The sequence below is a fragment of the Pantoea sp. MBD-2R genome, from assembly GCF_039134845.1.
Taxonomy (GTDB): domain Bacteria; phylum Pseudomonadota; class Gammaproteobacteria; order Enterobacterales; family Enterobacteriaceae; genus Erwinia.
Genome location: NZ_CP152417.1, coordinates 3983891 through 4010009 on the forward strand (window position 1 = coordinate 3983891; position 26119 = coordinate 4010009).

Here is a 26119-nt window from a genome sequence, read left to right on the forward strand (position 1 = left end):
AGGTGATGAGAAAGATAATTTTTGATACGGATATTGGCGTTGATGACGCTTTTGCGCTGGCTTACGCGGCAAAAACGCAAAATATACTGGGGATCACTACGGTTTTCGGCAATGTGGCGGTGGGTCAGGCGGTTAAAAATGCCAAATTGTTCTCACGGGAGATTGGCCTGAACGTCCCGATTTTTCGCGGTTGCTCGCGCCCAATGGGGCTGGCACAGGTCAGTAGTGCCGCAGCGGTGCATGGCGGCGATGGGCTGGGAGATGCGTTAGCTAATCCTTTCGATGAACAGGCTGATAATGCCGTCAGTTTTATCATTGATACCGTAAAAGGGCTGCCGGGAGAAGTGACGCTGGTGGCTATCGGCCCCCTGACCAATATCGCTACCGCTATTAATCTCGCCCCGGAGATCATCCCGCTGGTAAAAGAGGTGGTAATTATGGGCGGTGCTTTCGGCACGCACGGCCACGCCGGTAACGTAACGCCGCACAGCGAATTCAATATCTGGAAAGATCCGCACGCGGCCGATCAGGTACTCTCTTCGGCTCTGCCAGTGGTGCTGCTGCCGCTGGATGTTACTCATGAGGTGCCGATCACCGGTGAAGATATCCGTGGGCTAAACCTGCCAGTGTTAACCGCTATTTCAAAAGGTTATCTGCGTTACAGCCTGGAAAAAGAAGGTTTTGAAGGCATGGCGCTGCACGATACCTTGACCATCTCGTGGCTGGATCATCCCGAGTTCTTTACGACAGTGAAATCCCCGCTCAGGGTGGTCTGCGAAGGCATTACTCTTGGACAGACGTTGCGGCAGCTCACGCAGTTAGCGTCTCGCTTCAATCCTTTTGCGCATTGTCACCAGCAAACAGTGTGTCTGGGCGTGGATACGGCGAAGGTGAAAGCCGCTTTTCTGGACAGCCTGCGCGTCAATCCTGCGGCCTGACCCCATAAAAAAGCCGGTTAGCTTTCGCATAACCGGGCTTCATATCGCTGTGCGAAAATCAGACCTCGATATCCGCCGTATGGCCGTTTTCCTGTAGCCAGTTACGACGATCTTCCGAGCGTTTCTTCGCCAGCAGCATATCCATTACCGCCATGGTTTTTTCCACTTCATCGTCTTCAATCGTCAACTGGACCAGGCGACGAGTATTGGGATCGAGCGTGGTTTCACGCAGCTGAAGCGGATTCATCTCACCCAGACCTTTAAAGCGCTGCACGCCAGGCTTGCCCTTTTTGCGTTTCAGCTGGTCCAGAATGCCCGCTTTTTCTTCTTCGTCCAGCGCGTAATAGACCTCTTTACCCAGATCGATGCGGTACAGCGGCGGCATCGCAACGTAGACATGGCCGTTTTTCACCAGCGTGCGGAAGTGGCGAACAAACAGCGCACAAAGCAGCGTAGCGATATGTAAACCATCGGAGTCGGCATCCGCGAGGATACAGATTTTGCCGTAGCGCAGCTGAGACATATCTTCGCTGTCGGGATCGATGCCGATAGCGACAGAAATATCATGCACTTCCTGCGAAGCCAGCACCTCATCGGAAGAGACTTCCCAGGTGTTAAGGATTTTGCCCTTCAGCGGCATGATCGCCTGATATTCACGATCGCGCGCCTGCTTGGCCGATCCGCCTGCGGAATCCCCTTCCACCAGGAACAGCTCGGTGCGGTTCAGATCCTGCGCGCTACAGTCGGCCAGCTTGCCGGGCAATGCCGGGCCGCTGGTCAGCTTCTTACGCACCACCTTCTTCGCCGCACGCATACGACGCTGTGCGCTGGAGATGGCCAGCTCGGCCAGCATCTCTGCGGCCTGTACGTTCTGGTTCAGCCACAGGCTGAAGGCGTCTTTTACCACGCCGGACACGAACGCGGCGCACTGACGTGACGAAAGGCGCTCTTTGGTCTGGCCGGCGAACTGGGGATCCTGCATCTTCACTGACAGCACGTAAGCGCAGCGATCCCAGATATCTTCCGCCGACAGTTTGACACCGCGCGGCAGAATATTACGGAATTCACAGAACTCGCGCATCGCATCCAGCAGCCCCTGACGCAGGCCGTTGACGTGCGTACCGCCCTGCATGGTCGGGATCAGGTTCACGTAGCTTTCGGTCAGCAGCTCGCCGCCTTCCGGCAGCCACAGCAGCGCCCAGTCTACCGCTTCAATATCACCCGCAAAGGTGCCGACAAACGGCTTCTCAGGCAGCGTAGGCAGGCCGTTTACCGCTTCCATCAGATAATCGGTCAGGCCATCGGCATAGCACCAGGTCTGCTCGGTATTGTTAACTTTATCTTTGAAAACAATCTCAACGCCCGGGCAAAGCACCGCCTTCGCCTTCAGCAAATGGCTGAGACGTGAAACAGAGAAGCGCGGGCTGTCGAAGAAGGAACCATCGGGCCAGAAGCGCACTCGGGTACCGGTGTTACGCTTGCCGACCGTGCCGGTAACGTGCAAATCCTGCACTTTTTCGCCATTTTCAAAAGCCATTTCATAGACTTCAGCATTACGACGAACGGTAACTTCGACTCGCGTTGACAGGGCGTTAACCACCGAAATCCCCACGCCGTGCAGGCCGCCGGAGAACTGGTAGTTTTTGTTAGAGAATTTACCGCCCGCGTGCAGACGGCAGAAAATCAGCTCAACGGCTGGCACCCCTTCTTCAGGGTGAATATCAACCGGCATGCCGCGTCCGTCGTCAATAACTTCCAGCGACTGGTCAGCATGCAGGATCACTTCGACGCGTTTGGCATGGCCCGCCAGCGCCTCATCGACGCTGTTATCGATCACTTCCTGACCTAAATGGTTAGGACGTGACGTATCGGTGTACATTCCCGGACGGCGACGAACGGGTTCAAGGCCGCTGAGTACCTCAATGGAGTCAGCGTTATAGCTGGATTGAGTCATCGTATAAATCTTGGTCGCTAAATGGTTGCCAGGCTCCACGCATCGCTTCAGGCGTCGGACAGGCCCAGGAAGTCGAGGATCGGGGAGAAATGGCGTTCGAATCCGATAAAAGCGTGATTGCCGCCCTCTTCTACCGTCTGGCGGCAGGCGTTGTAATAGTCCAGAGCCTGACGGTAATCGAGCACTTCATCGCCCGTTTGCTGAAGCAGCCAGAGCAAATCTGGTGACTCCAGCGGGTCGATCTGCATCACTTTCAGATCGTAAATGTGGCGTGACTCTAACACATATTGTTGGCCGTTGTACGGGTTCTCGTTGTCGCCCAGATAATCCGCCAGCAGCTCGAAAGGCCGCACGGCAGGATTGACCACCACGGCAGGCAGCAGAAAACACTGCGACAGCCAGGTGGCGTAATAACCGCCCAGCGACGAGCCAACAATGCCAATCGTCTCCCCCGACGAAGAGAGGATATAGTTTTCCAGCATGATGGCCGCTTCGCCAGGAAAAGCAGGCAGTTGCGGAACGTGCACGTTGATTCCCGGATGATGCGCGGCCAGCCAGCGTTGGAACTGAGTGGCCTTGGCTGACTGCGGCGAACTGTTAAAACCGTGCAGATAAAGCAGCGTGGCCATCATCAATATCCTTCGGAATCGAGATTGGGGCTAAAGGCGCGGGTTTGCAGGCGCTCGACCTGCGTTTCAACGCGGCCGTCAGCGTGAAGGTCCAACCAGCGCCAGCCCGGCGCCTCTGAATCAATCGTAAAGCTGGTACAGTGCGGTTTGAACTGGACACAGGTTGAGGGCGTAGCCAGCAGGCGGCGGCCGTTCCAGTCCAGATCCAAATCCTGATGAATATGGCCGCAAAGCAGCGTGGTCGCCAGCGGGTAACGCTTAAGCACCGCTTCCAACATGTGGGAATTGCGCAGGCTGTGCTGATCGAGCCACGTACAGCCGGAAGGCAGCGGGTGATGATGCAACAGCACCAGCGTATGTCGCTCGGGTGCAATCGCCAGCGTTTTCTCCAGCCACTCCAGCTGGTAGTCGCTCAGCTCACCGTGCGGCACGCCAAAGACCTGACTGTCCAGCAGCACGATTTGCCAGTGTTCGCCCACCAGCACATGCTTTTGATCGGCAATTTGCGATTCGGCAAGCGTACTGAACATCGCTGGCTGGAAATCATGGTTGCCCGGCAGCCAGACGCAAGGCGCAGGCAGACGAGCAATGCCCTCAGCGAAATGCTGATAGGCTTCAACGGAATGATCCTGTGCCAGATCGCCCGTGGCGACGATCAAATCATACGGCTGCTGGCAGGCTGAAATGGCCTGCAATACCGCATCAAAACTGGCCCAGGTATTTACCCCCAGCAGCGTTTCGTGTTTACCAGCAAAAAGGTGGGTATCCGTTATCTGTAAAATCCTGACCCGGGCCCCACTTTCCACAGGAAGTTTTAACAGGCTATCCAATCAATGTCCTTAGGGTTAACGCCATCACAGCTTACAGTGACGGATTCAACAAACCGGAACGGCCAGCGCGCCATGCGATAAACAGTAGCGCAGCCAGTCTGCCAGAAACTGGTTTATCTGATGCTTTTCATCACGCTGATGCAGCTTTTTATTGGGATAATCATAGCGTGCTTTAAAGCGATAGATCTGCTGCGTGGAACACACTTCAGCGACCATCGCGTCGTGATACAGACGCACGGACATGGCGGGCAGACTCCAGTAGCTGACAGCCGGCGCGGTTTGTTTGATCTCAACCAGGGTAGTGTATCGTGTTGATTCCTGGATAGTCACTGTGTAGCTGGCACCGTTCACCTGATAAGTAATAGCCTCACCCGCCCGATCTCCTTTCGGCAACAGGCGACGCAGCTGTGCGAAATTCGTTTCGCAGATCCGCATCATTTCGGGAAAATCAGGTACATAGCGCTTCATCATTCGGTTTTCCACTCTTCGCGTAGTTTTTTATAGTGCAGTTCCAGCCATTGCAAGGCGATGACGGAAGCCGCGTTATCTATTTTCCCCTCTTCCACCCATTGATAAGCCTGCTCGCGACTGACCACATGGACAAGAATATCCTCATTCTCTTCCTCCAGACCGTGGTTTCCCTGTGCCACGCTGGCATCCACTTCTCCCACCAGAATCTCCAACCGTTCGCTGGTACCGCCCGGACTCGCCAGATAGCTGAGGACGGGTTTAACACGGGCTGGGGTGATTCCGGCTTCTTCTACTGCTTCACGGCGCGCCACCTGTTCTGGCGTTTCACCGGGTTCAATAACACCGGCGACTAATTCTAACAGCCAGGGCGTTGGGCTGGTGTCAAAAGCCGGAATACGGATCTGTTCAATCAGCACCACTTCGTCTCTGACCGGATCGTAAGGCAGCAGGACCGCGGCGTGACCGCGTTCAAAAACTTCTCTTTCTACCTCTTTACTCATCCCGCCGTTAAACAAGGAATAGCGAAAGCGATAGCGGATAAGCGAAAAAAAACCGCTGTAGAGCGTCTCGCGTGCAATAATTTCTACATCGTTTTTGCCGAAAGTCACTGGGTATTTTTTTTCGTTTTCCATCGTTTCCTCTCTTCTACCGGTGAGACTAAAAATAGGGAAAGTACGGCCTGAACCGCTCAGAGTGTAGTTCTTGATGAATTATTTGAGTAAATTATGGCAACATGGCACTTTCAGCCAACTTATCTGTTTCCTTTACTCTGTTAGAATCGGCGATAATTTTTTTGGCTTACGACAGCGCTACCATAGCAATTTTGCTGCATAACAAGGAATGCAAATGAAGAAACTGCTCCCTTTACTTATCGGCCTGAGCCTGGGCGGCTTCAGCGTCGCCAGCCAGGCGGAAAATCTGCTGCAAGTTTATCAGCAGGCCCGGTTGTCTAACCCCGATCTTCGCAGTTCTGCAGCCGATCGCGATGCCGCCTTTGAGAAAATCAACGAGTCTCGCAGCCCGTTGCTGCCGCAGTTAGGCCTGGGTGCTGATTATACCTATAACAATGGTTATCGCGACAGCAGCGGCCTGCACTCCAATACCACCAGCGGCACGCTGCAGCTGACGCAAACCATTTTTGACATGTCAAAATGGCGCGCCCTGACCCTTCAGGAAAAAACGGCGGGTGTACAGGATGTCACCTACCAGACCGCGCAGCAAACGCTGATCCTGAATACCGCTACTGCCTATTTTAATGTATTAAACGCCATTGATACGCTTTCCTACGTTGAATCGCAGAAACAGTCGATCTATCGCCAGCTGGATCAAACCACACAGCGTTTTAACGTTGGTCTGGTTGCCATCACTGACGTACAGAACGCCCGTTCACAGTACGATACCGTGCTGGCCAACGAAGTCACGGCGCGTAACGATCTGGATAACAATGTCGAAACGCTGCGTCAGGTAACCGGCAACTACTATCCTGGTCTGGCCTCGCTGAACGTTGACCGTTTTCAAACGGAAAAACCTCAGCCGGTTAATGCGCTGCTGAAAGAAGCGGAAAGCCGCAACCTCAGCCTGCTCTCCGCTCGCCTGAACCAGGATCTGGCCCGCGAGCAGATCCGCTATGCGGAAACCGGCCATATGCCAACGCTGGATCTGACCGCTTCATCCGGTTTGTCTAACAGCAAGTACGGCGGGAGCCGCGCCAACAGCGCAGCTTATCAGGACAGTATTAGCGGTCAGAATCAGGTCGGTCTGAGCTTCACTCTGCCGTTATACAGCGGTGGCGCCGTCACCTCGCAGGTAAAACAGGCGCAGTATGCGTATGTTGCAGCCAGCGAGCAGCTGGAAAGCGCTCACCGTACTGCGGTGCAGACCGTGCGTTCATCGTTTAATAACGTGAATGCATCTATCAGCAGCATCAACGCTTACAAGCAGGCCGTTGTGTCTGCGCAAAGCTCTCTGGATGCGATGGAAGCAGGTTATCAGGTCGGGACTCGTACCATCGTTGACGTACTGGACGCTACCACCACGCTGTTTAACGCCAAACAGCAGCTTTCCAATGCGCGCTACAGCTACATGATTAACGAGCTAAACATCAAGTCTGCGCTCGGTACGCTGAATGAGCAGGATCTGGCGACGCTGAACACTCGCCTGGGTAAAGAGGTTCCTACGTCACCGGAAACGGTCGCGCCGGAGAACACGCAGCAGGATGCCGCTGCGGATAATTCTGCGCCCGAAGCAGTGAAAACCAGCGCGGTTGCCCCTGCGGTTAACAGCCCTGCACCCGCCAGCAATAATCGGAATCCTTTCCGCCATTAAAACGTTTGGGGCAGTGCATACTGCCCCTTTTCAGCCATGAACGTATAGCTAAGTAAAGACCCCGCCGACTCGCCCTTCATCGCTTCAATTTCAACCGCTGTTCCCCTATTCTATGCTTACCTTTGGGCACAGGATTGAACAAAATGAAACGGACAAAAACAATTAATCATGCCTCCTTTCGTAAAAGCTGGAGCGCACGTCATCTGACGCCGGTCGCTCTTGCCGTGACCGCGGTCTTTATGCTGGCCGGTTGCGAACAATCGGATGAAACCGTCTCGCTGTATCAAAACGCGGATGACTGCTCAAGCGCCAATCCGGGTAAAAGCGAGCAGTGCACCACGGCATATAACAATGCCAAAAAAGAAGCGGAAAAAACGGCGCCGAAATATGCCAGCCGCGAGGAGTGCGTTGCTGAATTTGGCGAAGGTCAGTGCCAGCAGGCCCCGGCTCAGGCTGGTGTGGGCAGCACAAATGCTGAATCACAGCAGAGCGGCAGCTTCTGGATGCCGTTGATGGCAGGCTACATGATGGGCCGGCTGATGGGCGGCGGTGCGGGCTTTGCTCAGCAACCGTTGTTTACCTCACGCGCACCGGGTAGCCCGGCAAACGGGAAGTTTGTCGATGCCAGCGGTAAAAGCTTTGGAACTGCCACGCCTGGCCGCACGATGACCGTGCCGAAAACAGCACTGGCGCCAAAACCTGCAACGACCAGTACGGTAACGCGTGGTGGCTTTGGCGAAAGCGTTGCTAAACAGTCCACCATGCAGCGCAGCAGCGCCACATCCGGCTCCAGCCGTTCGTTCGGGGGCTGACGGTTAATGAAACGTCGAGCGATTACCGAACGTCCTGACTGGCGTGAAAAAGCCACCGAGTACGGCTTCCGTTTTCATACCATGCACGGAGAACCCTACTGGTGTGAAGACGCTTACTACGAATTCAACCTTCAGCAGATTGAAAAGCTGGAGGATGTGACCAGTGAACTGCATCAGATGTGTTTACAGGTTGTCGATAAGGTGGTCGGTAGCGAAGAGTTACTGGCTAAGTTCCGTATTCCAAAGCATACCTGGGAATTTGTGCGCTCATCCTGGAAAACCAATCAGCCTTCACTTTATTCACGGCTGGATCTGGCCTGGGATGGTCAAACTGACGCAAAACTATTAGAAAACAATGCCGATACGCCAACCTCGCTGTATGAGGCCGCTTTTTTCCAGTGGATTTGGCTGGAGGATCAGCTGCGCGCCGGTAATTTGCCCGCAGGCAGCGATCAGTTCAACAGCTTGCAAGAAAAACTTATCGAACGCTTTGCGGCGCTGCACCAGCAGCATGGCTTTAGCTGGCTGCATTTTGCCTGCTGCCGCGATACGGATGAAGATCGCGGAACAGTACAGTATTTACAGGACTGTGCGGCGGAAGCGGGATTGCCCAGTGAATTCCTGTTTATCGATGAAATTGGTCTTGGCGAAAAAGGTCAGTTTACCGACGTAGACGATCGGGTGATCGGTAATCTGTTTAAGCTTTATCCGTGGGAATTTATGCTGCGGGAAACCTTCTCTACCAAGCTGGAAGATGCTGGCGTGCGCTGGCTGGAACCGGCCTGGAAAAGCATCATCTCCAATAAAGCGCTGCTGCCGATGCTGTGGAAAATGTTCCCTAACCATCCCAACCTGCTGCCCGCTTACTTTGCCGAAGACAACGTGCCCGCGATGGATAAATATGTGGTTAAGCCGCTGTTTTCCCGCGAAGGCGCTAACATCCGCATCGTTGAAAACGGCAAAGAAATTGCCCGGGTAGATGGCCCTTACGGTGAAGAAGGCATGATCGTACAGCAGTTCCATCCGCTGCCTAAGTTCGGCGACAGCTATACGCTAATCGGCAGCTGGCTGATCGACGATCGGCCAGCTGGTATTGGTCTGCGCGAGGATCGCGACCTGATCACGCAGGATCTGTCTCGTTTTTATCCGCATACTTTTGTGGAATAAGCGATCCGGATCGAGTCGGCATGGATGCCGTTTCTTGCCTCAGTCCGGGTTCCTCGCGCCAGCACTACGTCAACAGTCTGTTTTAGCCTACCTGCACCGACAGCATACTTAACGAGGCCATTTCCAGCCCGTCTACCGGTATAGAAACGGCTTCATCTGGCTGGCGAGCGCCCAGCACATACAGTAAAGGTAAATAATGCTCGGGCGTTGGGTTAGATAGCTCAGCCCCGCTGTGCTGCATAAAATTCACCAGCGGATGCTGCTCTGCCGTTCCCTGCCATTGCAGATTATCCCGCACATAATCATTAAACGAAGACGCCCACGGATAAGGCTCCGCATCGCCCTGCCAGCGCGCCATGCGCAGGTTATGCACCACATTACCGCTGGCGACAATCATTATGCCGCGTTCGCGCAGGGCCGCGAGCTTACGCCCCAGCTCATAATGGTATGCGGCTGGCTTCGTGCCATCGACGCTAAGCTGCACGACTGGAATATCCGCCTGCGGATACATTTTTATCAGCACGCCCCATGAACCATGGTCAAAGCCCCATTCCTGATCCAGATGCACATCAACCGGCGACAGCGCTTCTGCCACTTCCTTTGCCAGCGCTGGTGAACCGGGCGCCGGATAATGGGTATCGAACAGCGCCTGAGGAAAACCGCCGAAATCGTGAATAGTGCGCGGCTTTTCCATCGCGGTAACGGCAGTGCCTCTGGTGTACCAGTGAGCCGAAACGGCAATAATCCCTTCAGGGCGCGGCAACGTTTTTCCCAGCTGACGCCAGGTTTGGGTATAGACATTCTCTTCCAGCACATTCATTGGGCTACCATGGCCTAAGAACAGTGCGGGCATACGTGATTGACTCATGATAATCCTCTGAATATTGGCTTAATGAGAATACCTTACGCCCTTTTTTCTGCGGATGAACCCGGATAACCATGATGAAGATCTTCAGGAAATTTGAACGGTAAAAAGACATTTCCTGACGTTACCGGGCGTCAGCTTCTGCTAATGTATAGCAAAGGCTATACTTTTCATTTTTGCGGAGAGAACACCATGTCTGTGCCTTTACTTCTGACTTTACTGGCTGGCGCTGCAACGTTTCTTGGTGCATTTCTGGGCGTGATTGGGCAGAAACCCTCACCCCGGGCGCTGGCTTTTGCACTGGGTTTTGCGGCCGGAATTATGCTGCTGATTTCATTAATGGAGATGCTGCCTGCCGCCCTGCGGGCTGAAGGCATGTCGCCCATTATGGGCTATGGCATGTTTATTATTGGCCTGCTCGGCTATTTTGCTCTCGATCGCCTGCTGCCTCATCAACATCCGCAAGATTTGATGGTGGGAGATAAACCGCCCCGTAATCTGCGACGCACCGCTATCCTGCTGACGTTGGGCATCAGCCTGCACAATTTTCCGGAAGGTATTGCCACTTACGTCACCGCCAGCAGCGACCTGGAACTGGGGCTGGGTATCGCGCTCGCCGTCGCCATTCACAATATTCCTGAAGGACTGGCGGTTGCCGGGCCGATGTACGCCGCAACAGGCTCAAAAAGCAAAGCAATGCTGTGGGCTGGCGTCTCCGGCATGGCGGAAATCCTGGGGGGCGTTCTGGCTTTTTGGCTGCTGGGGCCGCTGATTTCTCCGGTGCTCATGGGTGCCATTATGGCTGCTGTTGCCGGTATCATGGTCGCGCTATCGGTAGATGAGCTGATGCCGCTGGCTCGTGATGTGGCACCTGACGTTAATCCCAGCTATGGCGTATTATCGGGTATGTCAGTGATGGGCTTGAGCTTGACGCTGCTGGAAAGTAGCGGGCTGAGTTAAAAACCGGCGAGTGCGAATCCGGCCTGGTACTTCATCTGGCGGGCTTGAGGAAGAGGATAATAGCTGCGGCGTTTGGCTTAGCCCGACGCCGCATCAATCTTAGCTAGCCTGAAGCGTCTCTTTGCTGCGGCGATACGCAACCAAATCATCAATGGTCACTACCGGCATATCATGCTGTCTGGCAAAAACCACCACTTCCGGGGCATGCGCCATGGTGCCATCATCATTGGTCAGTTCACACAGCACGCCTGCGGATTTGAAACCGGCCAGCGTAACCAAATCAATTGTGGCTTCCGTATGGCCGCCGCGGGTCAGTACGCCACCATTGCGAGCACGCAGTGGGAATACATGGCCAGGCCGGTTCAAATCGGATGGCTTAGCGCCATCGGCTACAGCTGCACGAATAGTGGTGATGCGATCCGCTGCTGAAACACCCGTTGTCACGCCTTCGGCTGCTTCGATAGTGACGGTGAAGCCCGTACCGTATGAGCTGGTGTTGTTCTCCACCATCATCGGTAATTCAAGCTCACGAAGACGCTCTTCGGTCAGGCAAAGGCAAACAATGCCGCTGCCATGACGAATAGTCAGTGCCATTTGTTCAACGGTCATGGTTTCTGCAGCGAAGATCATATCCCCTTCATTTTCGCGATCTTCGTTATCTAACACCATCACACCACGGCCTGCACGCAAAGCGGCAATAGCCCGTTCTACACGCTGTTCCGGCGTGCCAAATTCAGAAAGAAGCGTCTGATTCATGGTAAATAAACCTTTATTTTGTATGGGTTACCAGAATCAGGGCGTGCTTAGGAGTGCAGTAAATAACGGCGAGGCAGGCAAAAGCCCGTCAGGAAACGTTACCCTCTCCCATCCGGACTCTAACCGTCGGCCCCGGAATCACACCGGATCTGCTGACCTTCAAACCGGCAGGTCTGAAGCGCTCGCGGGCTTTCAGCCGTAGCTGATTTACCGCCGGTGGGGAATTTCGCCCCGCCCTGAGAATAAGCCTGATTACTATAGCGCCGAAAAAATGGCAGAGCAACGAACAAAACGTGCAAATAGTTACCCATTTTGCGGCTTTACCGATTTCGGGTTTATCCTTTCAGGTTATGGCATTACACTTAAAGAAACTTTGCCGCTACCAGGAAGCCGCCATGATTGACCCGAAAAAAATTGAACAACTTGCCCGTCAGGTTCATGACTCTATGCCAAAAGGGATCCGCGAATTTGGCGACGACGTTGAGAAAAAAATCCGCCAGACTTTGCAGTCACAGCTGACTCGTCTGGATCTGGTAAACCGTGAAGAGTTTGACGTGCAGACTCAGGTACTGTTGCGTACCCGTGAGAAGCTGGCCGCACTGGAACAGCGTATTGCCGAGCTGGAGAGCCGTAATGTAAACCAGGCGTCAGCACCGGCCCAGGCACCTGCGCCAGCAGAAGTGATTAAAACAGAAGATATGCCGTAATAAATCAGGGGGCGATCTGCATCGTCCCCTGAACATTCATCCTGCCCGTCAGTTTTTCGACTGAATGGCCTTGATGATATTACTGGTTGAAATGCCGTCCTCAAAATTAAGTACCCGCACTTCCCCGCCATTTGCCCAGACTTCCTGGCTACCGGCAATCTCTTCCGGCTTGTAATCTCCGCCTTTCACCAGCAGATCGGGCAGGATATCGGCAATCACGCGCTGCGGCGTATCTTCTTCAAACGCCACAACCCAGTCGACGGCTTCCAACGCACCCAGCACAATCATGCGATTTTCCAGCGGATTGATGGGACGGCTCTCGCCCTTAAGGCGTTTGGTGGAAGCATCGCTGTTAACCGCGACAATCAGTCTGTCACCGAGTTTGCGTGCGTTTGCCAGATAGGAAACGTGACCGGCGTGCAGGATATCGAAGCAGCCATTGGTCATCACCACCTTTTCACCGCGACGGCGCGCCAGCACGACGGCCTCTTTCAGCTGAGCTTCTGTCATCACGCCAAAACCCGCTTCCGGGCGAGCACGAATGGCGTTTTCCAGTTCGACGGTAGAAACGGTTGAGGTGCCCAGCTTGCCAACGACAACGCCAGCTGCGGCATTGGCCAGGAAACAGCTCTCTTCCAGCGTGTTTCCTGCTGCTAATGCCGCCGCCAGTACGCCAATCACCGTATCGCCAGCACCGGTAACGTCATAAACTTCCTGCGCCTGAGTCGGCAGATGGAACGGCGCTTTGCCCGGTTGCAGCAGGGTCATGCCGTTTTCTGAACGCGTCACCAGCAAAGCGGACAGCTCGAACTGCTGCATCAGTGCCATGCCACGTTCCACGATCTCCGCTTCGTCTTTACACTTGCCGACAACGGCTTCGAACTCGGAGAGATTTGGCGTCAGAATGGTCGCCCCGCGATAGCGCTCAAAATTAGTGCCTTTAGGATCGACCAGTACCGGCACTTTGGCTTCTCTGGCAATGGCAATAATACTTTTTACGCTGGCGAGCGCGCCTTTGGCATAGTCAGAAAGTACCAGCGCACCGCTGGCAGGCAGAGCCTGACGGATGCGTGCATGTAGGGGTTCAACATCCACCCCTTCAAAGCCTTCTTCAAAATCCAGGCGGATCAGTTGCTGGTTACGCGACAGCACGCGCAGCTTGGTAATGGTGGGATGTGTTGCTACCGAGACAAAGTCACACTGCACGTTAACATCCGTCAACGTTTCGTTTAGTGCCCGCGCGGCATCATCCACGCCGGTCAGTCCAACCAGGCGCGAGTGGGCACCTAATGAGGCAATATTCATCGCCACGTTAGCCGCCCCGCCAGGACGTTCTTCCACGTTGTCTACCTTTACCACCGGCACCGGCGCTTCAGGAGAAATACGGCTGGTTGGGCCGTACCAGTAGCGATCCAGCATCACGTCGCCAACAACCAGAACACCCGCACGGTTAAAATCGGGCAGCGTAATTTTCATTCCAGACACTCCAGGCTGCATCAAAAAATAATGCGCGCGATGATAGCACATGCAGCTTGTCACGCACATTTACCCTTCACAAACGTGCGTTCAGTCGCCGAACCAACGCTGCCAGCTGGCGTTTACCACCGCTTGTTCCGTACTGAATGCCTCTGGCGCAACCTGACCCGGCAATGCCTGCAATGCCAGATGATGGAGCTCGTCCCGCAGAGTAACATAGGCTTGCGTCAAGGCGCTGGCTTCGGCTGCCTCCATGCGCCCGTTGCTGGCCATCAGTGCCAGGATCCGCACATTGTCAGACCAGCGCGTCAGTTCCGGCTCTTCTGCGGCGTATCCCAGCACCAGATATTGCGTAATGAATTCAATGTCGGTAATACCGCCGCGATCGGCCTTAATATCCCAGCGTCCTTTGTGTTTGTTTCCCAGATGCGAACGCATTTTTTCACGCATTTCACGCACCTCGGTTTTGAGTTTTTCCGCTTCGCGCGGGAGACACAAGATTCCCCGGCGAATGTCATTAAATCGTTGGCTTAACGCAGCGTCGCCAAACACGATACGTGCGCGAACCAGCGCCTGATGTTCCCATGTCCAGGCTTCATTACGCTGATAATCATCAAAGGCATCGAACGTGCTGACCAACATGCCTGCCGCGCCTGATGGCCTTAGCCGCGCATCGACTTCGTAAAGGATGCCTGATGAGGTTCGGGTACTGAACAAATGCATAACTCGCTGAGCGAGGCGCAGATAAAACTGTCTGCCATCAATGCTCCGCTCGCCGTCCGTTATTGCTTCAACCGGGCAGTCATGCAGGAAAACTAAATCCAGATCCGAACTGTAGCCCAGCTCCCAACCGCCCAGTTTGCCATAACCGATAACCGCAAAACCGCGCTGCTGCGGATCGCTGAGGTGCGAGGGGCGCCCGTAACGCTGCACCATCATTTGCCAGGCCTGCTGCACCACCTGTTCGATCATCGCCTCGGCCAGCCAGGTCAGGTGATCGCTAACCTTCATGACCGGTAGCGTACCCGCAATGTCGGCGGCGGCAATGCGCAGATGTTGAGCCTGTTTAAACTGGCGCAGTGCTTCCAGCTGCTGCTCTTCATCTTCTTCAGGAATACGCAGCAGATACTGGCGCAGCTCATCGCGATAGGCGTCCGTTGCCGTTGGTTGGTAAAGGGTTGCAGGATCCAGTAATTCATCCAGCAGCAGCGGATAACGCGCCAGCTGGCTGGCGATCATTGGAGACGCCGCGCACAGCCGGATCAGGTGTTTTAATGCACCATGATATTCCGTCAACAGCTCAAGATAGGTTGTTCGCGTAACGATTCCCAACAGCAGCGGGGTGAGCCGACTGAGTGTCATATCAGCATCATCGCGCGGGCACACCTCACAAAGCAGACGCGGCATTAGCTGATCCAGCGCGTGGCGACCGCGTGGCCCAATGGTCCGTTTGTCTACGTCCTGACGAAACTCAGCAATCGCCTGCAAAAGACGCTGCCGCGCCGGGGCGTCCAGATGTGGAACCAGCGGTGCCAGGTCATCTTCTTCCAGGCGGTCCTGCCAGAGTACGCCATATTCATCAGCTTCTTTATTTTCGCCCACTTCCGGCGTGTCATCGCCGATCAATTCATCGAAAATCGCCCGCACGGCAGCCATATGCAGCTCAAGCCGCGTATGGAGTTGTGCCCATGAGTTCATGCCCATTGCCCAGGCCAACCGCGCGCGGTTAAGCTCATCTTCTGGCAGCGTCTGCGTCTGTTCGTCGGCAATACTTTGCAGCAGATTTTCCAGGCGACGCAGAAAGAGATAGGCTTCGCCCAGCTGGCTTACCTGTTCAGCAGGCAACAAATTGAGCTCGCCGATAGCTTCCAGCGTAGGCAGTAAGGATCGCAGCTGAAGCGCTCGCTCACGGCCACCACGAATGAGCTGAAAAACCTGCACGATAAACTCGGTTTCACGAATTCCACCCGCACCCAGCTTAATATTGTCGGTCAGTCCACGTCGCCTGACTTCTCGTGCAATCATGCTTTTCATGTTGCGCAGCGACTGGATGACGCTGAAATCAATATAGCGACGATAGATAAATGGCCGCAGCATTTGCTGAAGCTCCTGGCTCCAGCGATCGTCCGCACCGCCCATCAGACGTGCTTTTACCATCGCATAGCGTTCCCAGTCGCGCCCCTGCTCCTGATAATAATCTTCCAGCGCAGCGAAACTCAGCACCAGCGGGCCGCTGTCGCCGAACGGACGTAGCCTCATGTCAACGCGATAAACAAAGCCATCGACGGTAGGCTGATCCAGCACCTTGATCAGCCGCTGTCCGAGTCGGGTAAAGAATTGCGCATTATCCAGCTCGCGACGACCGCCGCGCGTCGTACCGTTTTCCGGCCAGGTAAAAATGAGGTCAATATCAGAAGAAAAATTCAGTTCGCCCCCGCCCAGCTTACCCATGCCGAGGATCAGCAACGGCTGCGGCTCCCCCTCAGCATTAACTGGCGTGCCGAATTCCTTGCAGCAGGCTTGCCATAGCCAGTCACGGGCCGCAACGATCAACGTTTCAGCCAGCACGCTCAGCTGCTGTAACGAAGCCGCCGTATCACCGCCGCGAGTCTGCATCCAGGCGATACGCGTTAGCATATGCCGCCTGAACAGACGCAGCTCGCGCATCAACGCTGCTTCATCCTCTACCGGCGCGAGTTTTTCCCGTAGCCAGCCAGCATAGTGTTGCCATTCATCAGGCTCCGGCGCCTTGTCGCGCAGCGCCTGCCACCATTCAGAATGGCGTGCGAGGCTCTCACGAACAAAATCACTGAATACCAGCACCGTTTGCTCAGAGGTGCTTAACTCACCCCATTCGGCGCTTAGCTGGTTTGCCTGCTCCGCCAGCAGCGGTGGCAATGGCAGCGAGGATGAAGGCAACATAATGACTCCCTGTAAGGTGATGTCAGACAGCAACGACGGCGGCGGCGATCAGACGCGACCGTTTTTCCAGAAAACAGGCTGCTTCAGTGCCTGACGGCTCCAGGTTTCCAGCCAGGCATCCTGTTTGTTTTCGATGGCGTGAGCCAGCTGCTCCCATTCATGAAGCCAGGCTGCTACGGCTGCTTCATCGTAAGCGCCCGCTAACAAACGCGCTGCCAGCAGCTGACGAGTCAGACGCCCCAGCTTGTCCTGATATTCATTTTGCTGGCGGATTTGCCCAAAGGTTTCTTTCAAATCGGCAGAGACGCGACCAAGCATGATATCGCTGAAGCGTTTAAACGAGCCTTGCAGTTTGGCATCGGCTTTCGCATCTATAAACTCGCGCCAGCGCTCGGACGCAATCCAATGAGTAAGTGCTAACTGGGTCTGTAACCAAAGCGGACTGAAGCACAACGTTTCCGCCTGTAAAGCTTCTGCCGTTAACGCCTCGTCCAGCGCTACCAGCTTCTGTCGCAGATCGCTGCTGGCCTTTCGCGGCACCAGCGCACCAAACAGCGTAAAGGCCTGACGCAGCGTTTCCAGCGCCTGGCGTATTTCGTGCAAAGCAGCATGATTACCGCGCAGCCACAGCTCTTCATGATACTGCCACTGGCTTAAGGCCAGCGTGAAAGCGCTGCGCATACCTTCTTCCACGGTCGCTTTCGGTTTTAGTTTTAAGACCGGCAGCGGATGCAGTTCACGCTGTGGATTGCCCTGTGCCAGCGCATAGCCGCGCGCCGCCTTGCTTAAACTGCCCAGGCGCAAACCGCCCATTTCGACCAGTTCCGCAGCAAAGGCAAGCAGGTCATCACGCTCGCCCGATTTGAGTTCAAGCTCGATTTCGTTCAGCGGCTCAGCCTGCTCACCGGCACGCACTTCTCCCTGGTCAAATGCAACTTCTATCTCGCTGTTCAGGTAAGTGACCACCCACTTTTCACGAATGAAGTGGGTGCTGAAAAGTGGGTGCAGCTGCTGTTGTAGCGCCGCTAAATCACAGTTTTCAGGCCAGATTTCTGTCGGCAGCTGTGCAATATCCAGTTCGGGCTTTTGCAGCGGCACATTATATTCCGGGCGCTGATGCAATCCGCCCACGCTCTGCCCGGCGGTTTTAAGCGTCATTTCATAACTGTCGCCATAGCCGCGGATGCGCAGGCCCATATCCCAGCGGCGAAGCTGACGGTTTTCTGTCTCAAAGTAAATATTGGTCAGCTTTTGCGGCGCGGCATGCTGGTTCGGCCAGGCCGCCATCCGTGAGGAAAGTTTTTCGGCTGCTTCAGGTGAGGCGATGAACTTTAATTCAATTTCGATGGTCATATTTTCTTAATCAGTTAGTTACCGGTACGATAGTGACATTCAGGTCTGATTATCCCTTACAGGTCCCGGCTTTTTTTCGCTTACGGCAGGTCGCATGGCCGGGATCAGACAGTTATGACGAGAAGAGTAATGCACAATCCCCCAGGCTGTCCTGGCTTTCTTAAAGCGATGCGCGCCGCCTCGTAGCGATTTGAGACCAGGATAGTTCTCATTCAGCTTTATGCGAGCCAGCTCCAGACTGTGCCATTACTTTTTTCCTGCACTCACGTAAAAAAGATATCGAATGAAAAAAACGCATTTTATTGGCCTCACTTTACTCACTTTTAGCGTAGCAGCATCCGTACATGCCGAAGAAAAACGCTATATTTCTGATGAGCTTTCCACCTGGGTTCGCAGCGGGCCGAGCGACAGCTACCGTCTGGTTGCTACCCTGAATGCGGGCGAACAGGTCGCTTTGCTGCAAACCAATGACGAAACCCATTACGGCCAGATCCGCGATGCCAGCGGTCGTACCGCCTGGATCCCCCTGACGCAGCTTAGCCAGCAACCGAGCCTGCGTACGCGCGTTCCGCAGCTGGAGCAGCAGGTAAAAGATCTGACCGATAAACTGGCGAACATTGACGGCAGCTGGAACCAGCGCACCGCCGAGATGCAGAAAAAAGTCGCCGGCAGTGATGATGCGATCAACAGCCTGAAAGCTCAGAATCAAAAGCTGAAAAATGAGCTGGTGGTGGCGCAGAAGAAGGTGAATGCTGCCAATGTTCAGCTGGATGACAAACAGCGCACCATTATTATGCAATGGTTTATGTACGGCGGCGGTGTAGCGGGTGTGGGCCTGCTGCTTGGGCTGCTGCTGCCGCATATGATCCCGAGCCGCAAGAAAAAAGATCGCTGGATGAACTGATTTTCCCGTCTGGTTGTATTCAGGGCATCTTCCGATGCCCTTTTTCGCATGCCTGCGCAAAGGCCGGCCTCTTCGCAACGCTATGACAGCTTCTACACTTTACGTATGATGCCTGAAACGTTTAATCCAGGAGTGTGTAGTGAAGACTTACCTTGTCGGTGGCGCGGTACGCGATGCCCTGCTGAATTTACCGGTCAAAGACAAAGATTGGGTCGTGGTTGGCGCTTCGCCCGAAGAGATGCTGACGCTGGGCTATGAACAGGTTGGCCGCGATTTCCCCGTTTTTCTTCATCCCGAGACCCATCAGGAATATGCGCTGGCTCGTACCGAACGCAAAAGCGGCAGCGGCTACACCGGCTTTGTCTGCTACTCCGCGCCGGACGTCACCCTTGAGCAGGACTTGCAGCGCCGCGATCTGACCATCAATGCCATAGCGCAGGATGATGATGGCAATTATTACGATCCCTATGGCGGTCGCGATGATATCCAGCAACGCCAACTGCGCCATGTCTCCGAGGCTTTTAAGGAAGATCCCCTGCGGGTGCTGCGTGTCGCCCGTTTCGCGGCGCGATTCGCCCATCTCAATTTTGTTGTTGCCACTGATACTCAGGCACTGATGCGCTGGATGGTCGAAAGCGGCGAGCTGAATGCGCTGACGCCTGAACGCGTCTGGAAAGAGACCGAAAAGGCGCTGGAGACCCGCAATCCCCAGGTCTATTTTCAGGTCTTACGGGATTGTGGTGCATTAGCCGTGCTTTTCCCGGAGCTGGACAACCTGTACGGCATCCCCGCCCCGGCGAAATGGCATCCCGAAATCGACACGGGCATCCATACGCTGATGACGCTCGCGATTGCCGCCCAGCTCACTGAAGATATTGCCGTGCGCTTCGCTACCCTTTTCCACGATGTTGGCAAGGCGCTGACGCCGCCGGAAAAATGGCCGAGCCATCATGGTCATGGCCCTGCTGGCGTCCCGCTGGTTGAGCATCTTTGTCAGCGATTGCGGGTGCCGAATGCATTGCGTGATTTGGCACTGCTGGTGACGGAATTTCATGATCTGGTGCATACCGTTGACCGCCAGAGTCCGGAAACGCTGGTGGCGCTGTTTGACCGCATTGATGCCTGGCGTAAACCCCAGCGCGTTGAGCAACTGGCCCTGACCAGCGAAGCAGACGCGCGTGGGCGTACCGGTTTCGAAAACAATGCGTATCCGCAAGGCGATTATCTGCGTAAAGCGTTTGAAATCGTTCTGAACGTCTCGACCAAAGAGGTTGTTGCCGCAGGTTTTAAAGGCGCTGAAGTCAGAGAAGAATTATCGAGAAGGCGTATCAAGGCGTTAGGTGACTGGCAGGTAGCAAAGGCTTAAGCAACGAGCCGGACTCATCCATCCGGCTCGTTCTGCATTAACTAGACAAAGATCATGTAAACCGCAGCCGCCACAATGAAGCGGTAGATGGCAAACGGCACAAAGGAGATGCGCTGAATCAGCTTCAGGAACACCTTGATGGCAATCAGCGCCACGATAAAGGCGGTAATAAAGCCGGTGGCGAACATCGGGAAGTCAGCCATCGACAGGAAGGCGATGCTTTTATACAGATCCAGCACCGTTGCTCCCATCATCATTGGCACCGCCAGGACGAAGGAGAACTCCGCTGCCGCATAGCGACTGACGCCCATCAGCATCCCACCAGAGATGGTCGCTCCTGAACGGGAGAAGCCCGGCCACAGCGCCAGGCACTGGAAGCAGCCGATGATAAAGGCCTGACGATAGGTCATATCATCAATGCCAACCGCTTTCGGCTGTTTTGGCTTCAGGAACTCCGCAGCCAGCAGCAGCACACCGCCGACGACCAGGGCATACATCACGTTGACTGGATTAAATAACGTTTTGATTTTGTCGTGAAACACCAGACCAACCACGACCGCCGGGATCATTCCCAACAGAATATGGATCAGGGTTAAATGGCCTTTGCCGGTGCCTTCGTGCGGTACTTTACCGAAATGGATACCGATCAGGCCAAACAGGCGTCGCCAGAACATCACGACGACAGCCAGGATGGAGCCCAGTTGGATAACCACTTCAAAAGTATCGGCTTTATCGCCTTCAAACCCTAACAGATGACCGACAATGATCATGTGTCCGGTGGAAGAGACGGGAAGAAATTCCGTCAGCCCTTCAACAATACCCAGTATGGCTGCCACCCACAGCTGATGAATATCTGCCATCTACTCTACCCCTATCCGTATAAAAACCATTAAAAAGGCGGTAGCTCGTGCGCTACCGCCGAAATTGTGCCCACATTGGGTTAGGCCAATCTTAGAGACCCATAATGTGGTTTGGTTTCACTGTGATGGCAATCACAATGCTCTTATTTCGGAATAGTCCCTCGTTGAATGATGACGCCTACCTGATGCGCCTGTGCAACCGCGCCCGGCTTGCTGAGTTTGATGCGAACCCAGGGAGAGTTAAATCGCTGCATTAGCAGAGTGGCGACCTCTTCCGCGACGCGCTCAACCAGTGCAAATTTGCCGCCGGCCACGTGATTAATGATGGCTTCACTGACGTCGGCATAGCTCAGGCAGTCAGCGACGTCATCACTGGCGGCGGCTCGGCGATTGTCCCAGGCCATTTCGACATCGAACACCAGCTTTTGTGAAATAGTCTGTTCCCAGTCGTAAACACCAATCGTGGTGATGACGGAGAGTTGTTCAATAAATACGATATCCATGATGGCAGTCTCTGTTTTTGTGGTTGCCGGATACCACTTCCGGCGGTTTATGCGTATTATCCACGGATGAAGAGATCAAAACGACCCCTGGAAGGCGGAACGGTGTTATGAGTGTATTCGCGCTTGGTATGATTTTTTTCGCGTATCTGTGCGGCTCCATTTCCAGCGCGATTCTGGTTTGCCGAATGTTCGGATTACCCGACCCGCGTCAGAATGGATCTGGCAACCCTGGTGCGACAAATGTGTTGCGCATCGGCGGCAAAATACCCGCACTGACCGTACTGATTTTCGACGTCCTTAAGGGGATGCTGCCGGTCTGGCTGGCTTATCATTACGGCCTCTCTCCTTTCTATCTTGGCCTGATCGCCATTGCCGCCTGTCTGGGCCACATCTATCCGGTGTTTTTCCATTTTAAAGGCGGCAAAGGGGTAGCGACGGCATTTGGCGCGATTGCGCCGATTGGCTGGGATTTGACCGGACTGATGACCGGCACCTGGCTGTTGACCGTGTTGCTGAGCGGCTATTCTTCGCTTGGCGCCATCATTAGCGCCCTGATTGCGCCGTTTTATGTCTGGTGGTTTAAGCCCCAGCTGACTTTTCCGGTGGCGATGCTGTCGTGTCTGGTGCTGTTACGCCATCACGATAATATTCAGCGGCTGTGGCGCGGTCAGGAGACAAAAATCTGGAAGAAGAAAAAGCGGAACAAGCCCGAAGAAGAGTAGTGCTTCAGCGTGGCGGCAGGCTTCTGCCTGATGAATCATTTAAAACGCGCCATCACATCATGGCGCGTTCTGTTTAGTCGTGATGCAGCGGAGAAAGCTCTGCCAGCGGCCAGCGAGGACGTACGGTAACGCTCAGCTCGCCGTGGGTTCCGTCCTTCAAACGCACCATTCCCGCATAAGCGATCATCGCGCCGTTATCGGTACAAAACTCAGGACGCGCATAAAACGCCTCACCACCGCGAGCCTGCATCACTTCTGCCATTTTGGCACGAAGCGTCCGGTTAGCACTGACGCCTCCCGCAATAACCAGCCGCTTAAAGCCGGTTTGCTCGAGCGCTCGTTTACATTTGATCGCCAGCGTATCGACAACGGCATCTTCAAATGCCCGAGCGATATCAGCACGGGTCTGATCGTCATCGCTGTTTTCACGGATGGTATTGGCCGCGAAGGTTTTCAGCCCGGAGAAACTGAAATCCAGGCCAGGGCGATCGGTCATTGGACGAGGGAAAACAAAGCGTTTTGCCACCCCCTGCTGCGCCATTTTTGACAGCAGCGGACCGCCAGGATAGTCAAGGCCGAGCAGCTTCGCCGTTTTATCGAACGCCTCGCCAGCCGCATCATCAACGGATTCGCCCAGCAGCGTGTATTCGCCAATGCCGGTGACGCCAATCAGCTGAGTATGGCCGCCCGAAACCAGCAGCGCGACAAACGGAAACTCAGGCGGATTCTCTTCCAGCATCGGTGCCAGCAGATGTCCTTCCATATGGTGGACAGGGATGGCCGGGACGTCCCAGGCAAAAGCCAGCGAGCGACCGATCGTTGCGCCGACCAGCAACGCACCGACCAGACCGGGCCCGGCAGTATAAGCCACCGCGTCAATGTCTTGTGCCTTCAGGCCCGCTTCTTTCAAAGCGGCCTGGATTAACGGCACGGTTTTACGCACGTGATCGCGCGAAGCCAGTTCCGGTACCACACCGCCGTAATCGGCATGCAGTTTGACCTGGCTGTAAAGTTGGTTAGCGAGCAAGCCGGTGGCATCGTCGTAAATCGCGATACCGGTTTCATCGCAGGAAGTTTCTATTCCGAGTACACGCATGGCATTTTTACCTCATTCTTGCGGCGCGCAGTGTAGCATGAAGGCCAGACTTACGGCGGCAATTTTCCGTGCGGAACCGATGACTATTTGATGTACAAAGGGAAAATACTTTCGCAGCAGTTGGTTGATTAGTGTATAATCATCCGCCTGAAAAAACCGGCAGCGGCACAGGCGCATCTGTTGGTGACATTATGCTATGGTGCTTTACAACGCAGCCTGTGTTGGAGTAAAATTCCGCACCATTTTGAAACAAGCTGGCACTGACGTCAGCAACAAAACCGAATTTATCGAGGTGAGAGTTACATGCCGGTAATTAAAGTACGTGAAAACGAGCCATTTGACGTAGCACTGCGTCGCTTCAAGCGTTCTTGCGAGAAAGCAGGCGTTCTGGCTGAAGTTCGTCGTCGTGAGTTTTATGAAAAACCTACTACCGAACGTAAGCGCGCTAAAGCGTCTGCAGTAAAACGCCACGCGAAGAAACTGGCTCGCGAAAACGCACGCCGCACTCGTCTGTACTAATCTTTGAGGGCTTGCCCTCACGCTTGACAGACAAGTAGTAGTATACAAGGCCGTGCTTTCCGAAAGGAATGCGCGGCTTGTTCTCGTTTATGAGCTGATAAACCGGGGCTTATGGCTGGACGAATTCCACGCGTTTTTATCAATGACTTGCTGGCACGCACGGACATCGTGGATCTGATCGATGCGCGCGTAAAGCTTAAAAAGCAGGGCAAGAATTATCACGCGTGCTGTCCTTTCCATAATGAGAAAACCCCCTCTTTCACCGTGAACGGCGAAAAGCAGTTTTACCATTGCTTCGGCTGCGGAGCACACGGTAACGCCATTGATTTCCTGATGAATTACGACCGTCTGGAATTTGTGGAAAGCATTGAAGAGCTGGCAACGCTGTACGGCCTTGAAGTGCCCTATGAAAGCGGTACGGGCCCCAGCCAGCTTGAACGGCACCAGCGGCAGAGTTTGTATCAGCTGATGACCGGACTGAGCGAGTATTACCAGCAGTCGCTTTCCCAAAATCAGGCAGCAGGCGCACGTGAGTATCTGGCGCAGCGTGGGCTCAGTGATGAAGTCATTAAACACTTTTCCATCGGCTTTGCTCCGGCAGGCTGGGACAATGCGTTAAAACGCTTTGGCCGCAGTCAGGATGACCGCCAGTCGCTAAGCGATGCCGGAATGCTGGTCACTAACGACCAGGGCCGCAGTTACGATCGCTTCCGTGAACGGATAATGTTTCCCATTCATGACAAGCGCGGGCGAGTAATAGGATTTGGTGGGCGCGTGCTGGGCGATGCGCTGCCAAAATATTTAAACTCCCCGGAAACCGATATTTTCCATAAGGGCCGTCAGTTATACGGTCTTTATGAAGCTCAAAAGCATCATCCTGAACCCGCGAAACTGTTGGTGGTGGAAGGCTACATGGACGTAGTAGCGCTGGCACAATTCGGTATTGATTATGCCGTGGCGTCGCTGGGCACTTCTACTACGCCTGAGCACATTCAACTTCTCTTCCGCACAACCGACAATGTGATCTGTTGCTATGACGGCGACAGAGCGGGCCGGGAAGCAGCATGGCGTGCGCTGGAAACCGCATTACCTTACATGAATGACGGTCGTCAGCTACGCTTTATGTTTCTGCCCGATGGCGAAGACCCGGATACGCTGGTGCGTAAAGAAGGAAAAGAGGCGTTTGAAGCGCGGATGGAACAGGCTATGCCGCTTTCCGCCTTCTTATTTGACACGCTGATGCCACAGGTTGATTTGCGTTCTCCGGATGGGCGCGCGCAGCTGAGTACGCTGGCACTGCCGTTGATTAGCCAGGTCCCAGGCGAAACGCTGAGGATCTATCTGCGTCAGGAGCTTGGCAACAAGCTGGGAATTTTGGACGACAGCCAGCTGGAAAAACTGTTGCCAAAACAGGGTGAGAACGCGAAACCGCCTAAGCAGCCCCAGCTAAAACGCACAACCATGCGTATACTCATTGGGCTGCTGATTCAGAATCCCGATCTGGCAACAATGGTACCGTCACTGGAAGGATTAGGAAATTCTGAGCTGCCTGGCTTTACGCTGTTTGTTGAGTTAGTCGGCACCTGCGTTGCGCATCCTGGCCTGACTACGGGACAGCTACTAGAGTTATATCGCGGAACAAAATTTAGTCAGAGCCTTGAAACACTGGCTACATGGAACCACATGATCGTAGAAGATGAAGTGGAAACCATGTTTAAGGACTCGCTGGCCAGTATGTACGACGCCGCCCTGGAACGCAGGCTGGAAGAATTAATAGCCCGCGACCGTACTCATGTACTCAACGCAGACGAGCGGCGTGAGTTCTGGACGCTGAGTCAGGCTTTAAAGAAACAGTAATAAACCAATTTAAACGCGACGACGATTTGGTTTAACAGCTTTAAGAAGCGATTGTCGCAGTCAGTTTGAACGGTGCCAGCGCACAGCACCCGCAGCGTACTTTACTACGTGAGGACGGCGAGCACGG

The 26119-nt window shown here is 54.4% G+C and carries 24 protein-coding genes and 1 riboswitch; of the genes, 11 read left to right on the plus strand and 13 right to left on the minus strand.

Annotation, left to right across the window (positions count from 1 at the left end; all coding sequences use genetic code 11):
• Positions 1 to 5: 5 nt before the first annotated feature.
• Positions 6 to 938, plus strand: a complete 933-nt coding sequence (locus tag AAGQ96_RS18265) for a nucleoside hydrolase (RefSeq protein ID WP_342754253.1) — start codon at positions 6 to 8, stop codon at positions 936 to 938.
• A 58-nt stretch (positions 939 to 996) separates the two neighbouring features.
• Here the strand turns inward: AAGQ96_RS18265 and parE are convergent, their stop codons facing one another.
• Genes parE through nudF form a run of 5 tightly spaced genes read right to left on the minus strand, consistent with a single transcriptional unit; the run spans position 997 to position 5454 of the window.
• The gene (parE, locus tag AAGQ96_RS18270; RefSeq protein WP_147199876.1) at positions 997 to 2892 is read right to left on the minus strand and encodes a DNA topoisomerase IV subunit B; all 1896 of its coding nucleotides are present in this window, start codon (positions 2890 to 2892) and stop codon (positions 997 to 999) included.
• A 47-nt stretch (positions 2893 to 2939) separates the two neighbouring features.
• Positions 2940 to 3521 (minus strand): esterase YqiA, encoded by a 582-nt coding sequence (gene yqiA, locus AAGQ96_RS18275; protein ID WP_342755590.1) that lies wholly within the window; start codon positions 3519 to 3521, stop codon positions 2940 to 2942.
• A 2-nt stretch (positions 3522 to 3523) separates the two neighbouring features.
• Positions 3524 to 4351, minus strand: coding sequence for a 3',5'-cyclic-AMP phosphodiesterase (cpdA, locus tag AAGQ96_RS18280; RefSeq protein ID WP_342754254.1), 828 nt, complete (start codon positions 4349 to 4351; stop codon positions 3524 to 3526).
• Positions 4352 to 4396: 45 nt separating this feature from the next.
• Positions 4397 to 4822, minus strand: a complete 426-nt coding sequence (locus tag AAGQ96_RS18285; protein ID WP_342754255.1) for a DUF1249 family protein — start codon at positions 4820 to 4822, stop codon at positions 4397 to 4399.
• Complete coding sequence (gene nudF, locus AAGQ96_RS18290) at positions 4819 to 5454, minus strand: ADP-ribose diphosphatase (RefSeq protein ID WP_342754256.1); 636 nt, start codon at positions 5452 to 5454, stop codon at positions 4819 to 4821. Before nudF ends, AAGQ96_RS18285 begins: the two co-directional genes overlap by 4 nt.
• A gap of 214 nt (positions 5455 to 5668) precedes the next feature.
• On the opposite strand from nudF, the gene tolC reads away from it, so the two are divergent.
• The 3 genes from tolC (at position 5669) to AAGQ96_RS18305 (ending at position 9126) form a co-directional block, all read left to right on the plus strand.
• Complete coding sequence (gene tolC / locus AAGQ96_RS18295; RefSeq protein WP_147199880.1) at positions 5669 to 7147, plus strand: outer membrane channel protein TolC; 1479 nt, start codon at positions 5669 to 5671, stop codon at positions 7145 to 7147.
• A gap of 143 nt (positions 7148 to 7290) precedes the next feature.
• Positions 7291 to 7959: a DUF1190 family protein gene (locus AAGQ96_RS18300; protein WP_147199881.1), complete on the plus strand. Its 669-nt coding sequence runs from the start codon at positions 7291 to 7293 to the stop codon at positions 7957 to 7959.
• A gap of 6 nt (positions 7960 to 7965) precedes the next feature.
• Positions 7966 to 9126, plus strand: a complete 1161-nt coding sequence (locus AAGQ96_RS18305) for a glutathionylspermidine synthase family protein (RefSeq protein ID WP_342754257.1) — start codon at positions 7966 to 7968, stop codon at positions 9124 to 9126.
• Between the two features lie 82 nt (positions 9127 to 9208).
• Here AAGQ96_RS18305 and ygiD read toward each other — a convergent pair whose 3' ends face one another.
• Entirely contained in the window at positions 9209 to 9994 is a 786-nt protein-coding gene (gene ygiD / locus AAGQ96_RS18310) for a 4,5-DOPA dioxygenase extradiol (protein WP_147199883.1), read from the minus strand.
• A gap of 189 nt (positions 9995 to 10183) precedes the next feature.
• Here ygiD and zupT point away from each other — a divergent pair, with 189 nt between their 5' ends.
• Positions 10184 to 10951, plus strand: coding sequence for a zinc transporter ZupT (gene zupT / locus AAGQ96_RS18315; RefSeq protein WP_147199884.1), 768 nt, complete (start codon positions 10184 to 10186; stop codon positions 10949 to 10951).
• 99 nt (positions 10952 to 11050) lie between these two features.
• Here the strand turns inward: zupT and ribB are convergent, their stop codons facing one another.
• A complete protein-coding gene (gene ribB, locus AAGQ96_RS18320; RefSeq protein WP_147199885.1) occupies positions 11051 to 11707 on the minus strand; it encodes a 3,4-dihydroxy-2-butanone-4-phosphate synthase in 657 nt (218 codons plus the stop codon).
• Positions 11708 to 11803: 96 nt separating this feature from the next.
• Positions 11804 to 11955: riboswitch (FMN riboswitch) on the minus strand.
• 147 nt (positions 11956 to 12102) lie between these two features.
• On the opposite strand from ribB, the gene AAGQ96_RS18325 reads away from it, so the two are divergent.
• Positions 12103 to 12414: an accessory factor UbiK family protein gene (locus AAGQ96_RS18325; RefSeq protein ID WP_147199886.1), complete on the plus strand. Its 312-nt coding sequence runs from the start codon at positions 12103 to 12105 to the stop codon at positions 12412 to 12414.
• Positions 12415 to 12462: 48 nt separating this feature from the next.
• On the opposite strand, the gene hldE is transcribed toward AAGQ96_RS18325, so the two are convergent.
• From hldE to AAGQ96_RS18340, 3 genes are all read right to left on the minus strand, one after another.
• A complete protein-coding gene (hldE, locus tag AAGQ96_RS18330) occupies positions 12463 to 13890 on the minus strand; it encodes a bifunctional D-glycero-beta-D-manno-heptose-7-phosphate kinase/D-glycero-beta-D-manno-heptose 1-phosphate adenylyltransferase HldE (RefSeq protein ID WP_342754258.1) in 1428 nt (475 codons plus the stop codon).
• 90 nt (positions 13891 to 13980) lie between these two features.
• Positions 13981 to 16812, minus strand: coding sequence for a bifunctional [glutamate--ammonia ligase]-adenylyl-L-tyrosine phosphorylase/[glutamate--ammonia-ligase] adenylyltransferase (gene glnE, locus AAGQ96_RS18335; RefSeq protein WP_342754259.1), 2832 nt, complete (start codon positions 16810 to 16812; stop codon positions 13981 to 13983).
• 48 nt (positions 16813 to 16860) lie between these two features.
• Positions 16861 to 18165, minus strand: a complete 1305-nt coding sequence (locus tag AAGQ96_RS18340; RefSeq protein WP_147199889.1) for an inorganic triphosphatase — start codon at positions 18163 to 18165, stop codon at positions 16861 to 16863.
• A gap of 283 nt (positions 18166 to 18448) precedes the next feature.
• On the opposite strand from AAGQ96_RS18340, the gene AAGQ96_RS18345 reads away from it, so the two are divergent.
• Both AAGQ96_RS18345 and AAGQ96_RS18350 read left to right on the plus strand, forming a co-directional pair.
• Positions 18449 to 19069 carry a TIGR04211 family SH3 domain-containing protein gene (locus tag AAGQ96_RS18345; RefSeq protein ID WP_147199890.1) on the plus strand — a complete coding sequence of 207 codons (621 nt, stop codon included), beginning with the start codon at positions 18449 to 18451 and terminating at the stop codon, positions 19067 to 19069.
• Between the two features lie 139 nt (positions 19070 to 19208).
• Positions 19209 to 20435 (plus strand): multifunctional CCA addition/repair protein, encoded by a 1227-nt coding sequence (locus AAGQ96_RS18350; RefSeq protein ID WP_342754260.1) that lies wholly within the window; start codon positions 19209 to 19211, stop codon positions 20433 to 20435.
• A gap of 41 nt (positions 20436 to 20476) precedes the next feature.
• Here AAGQ96_RS18350 and bacA read toward each other — a convergent pair whose 3' ends face one another.
• Together bacA and folB are read right to left on the minus strand one after the other, a co-directional pair.
• The gene (gene bacA, locus AAGQ96_RS18355) at positions 20477 to 21295 is read right to left on the minus strand and encodes an undecaprenyl-diphosphate phosphatase (RefSeq protein ID WP_147199892.1); all 819 of its coding nucleotides are present in this window, start codon (positions 21293 to 21295) and stop codon (positions 20477 to 20479) included.
• A 143-nt stretch (positions 21296 to 21438) separates the two neighbouring features.
• Complete coding sequence (folB, locus tag AAGQ96_RS18360) at positions 21439 to 21798, minus strand: bifunctional dihydroneopterin aldolase/7,8-dihydroneopterin epimerase (protein WP_147199893.1); 360 nt, start codon at positions 21796 to 21798, stop codon at positions 21439 to 21441.
• A gap of 107 nt (positions 21799 to 21905) precedes the next feature.
• On the opposite strand from folB, the gene plsY reads away from it, so the two are divergent.
• Positions 21906 to 22520 carry a glycerol-3-phosphate 1-O-acyltransferase PlsY gene (gene plsY / locus AAGQ96_RS18365; protein ID WP_147199894.1) on the plus strand — a complete coding sequence of 205 codons (615 nt, stop codon included), beginning with the start codon at positions 21906 to 21908 and terminating at the stop codon, positions 22518 to 22520.
• Positions 22521 to 22593: 73 nt separating this feature from the next.
• Here the strand turns inward: plsY and tsaD are convergent, their stop codons facing one another.
• Entirely contained in the window at positions 22594 to 23616 is a 1023-nt protein-coding gene (gene tsaD, locus AAGQ96_RS18370) for a tRNA (adenosine(37)-N6)-threonylcarbamoyltransferase complex transferase subunit TsaD (RefSeq protein ID WP_147199895.1), read from the minus strand.
• A 303-nt stretch (positions 23617 to 23919) separates the two neighbouring features.
• On the opposite strand from tsaD, the gene rpsU reads away from it, so the two are divergent.
• Entirely contained in the window at positions 23920 to 24135 is a 216-nt protein-coding gene (rpsU, locus tag AAGQ96_RS18375; RefSeq protein ID WP_001144069.1) for a 30S ribosomal protein S21, read from the plus strand.
• Positions 24136 to 24246: 111 nt separating this feature from the next.
• Positions 24247 to 25992 (plus strand): DNA primase, encoded by a 1746-nt coding sequence (dnaG, locus tag AAGQ96_RS18380; protein WP_147199896.1) that lies wholly within the window; start codon positions 24247 to 24249, stop codon positions 25990 to 25992.
• The last annotated feature ends 127 nt before the right edge of the window (positions 25993 to 26119 follow it).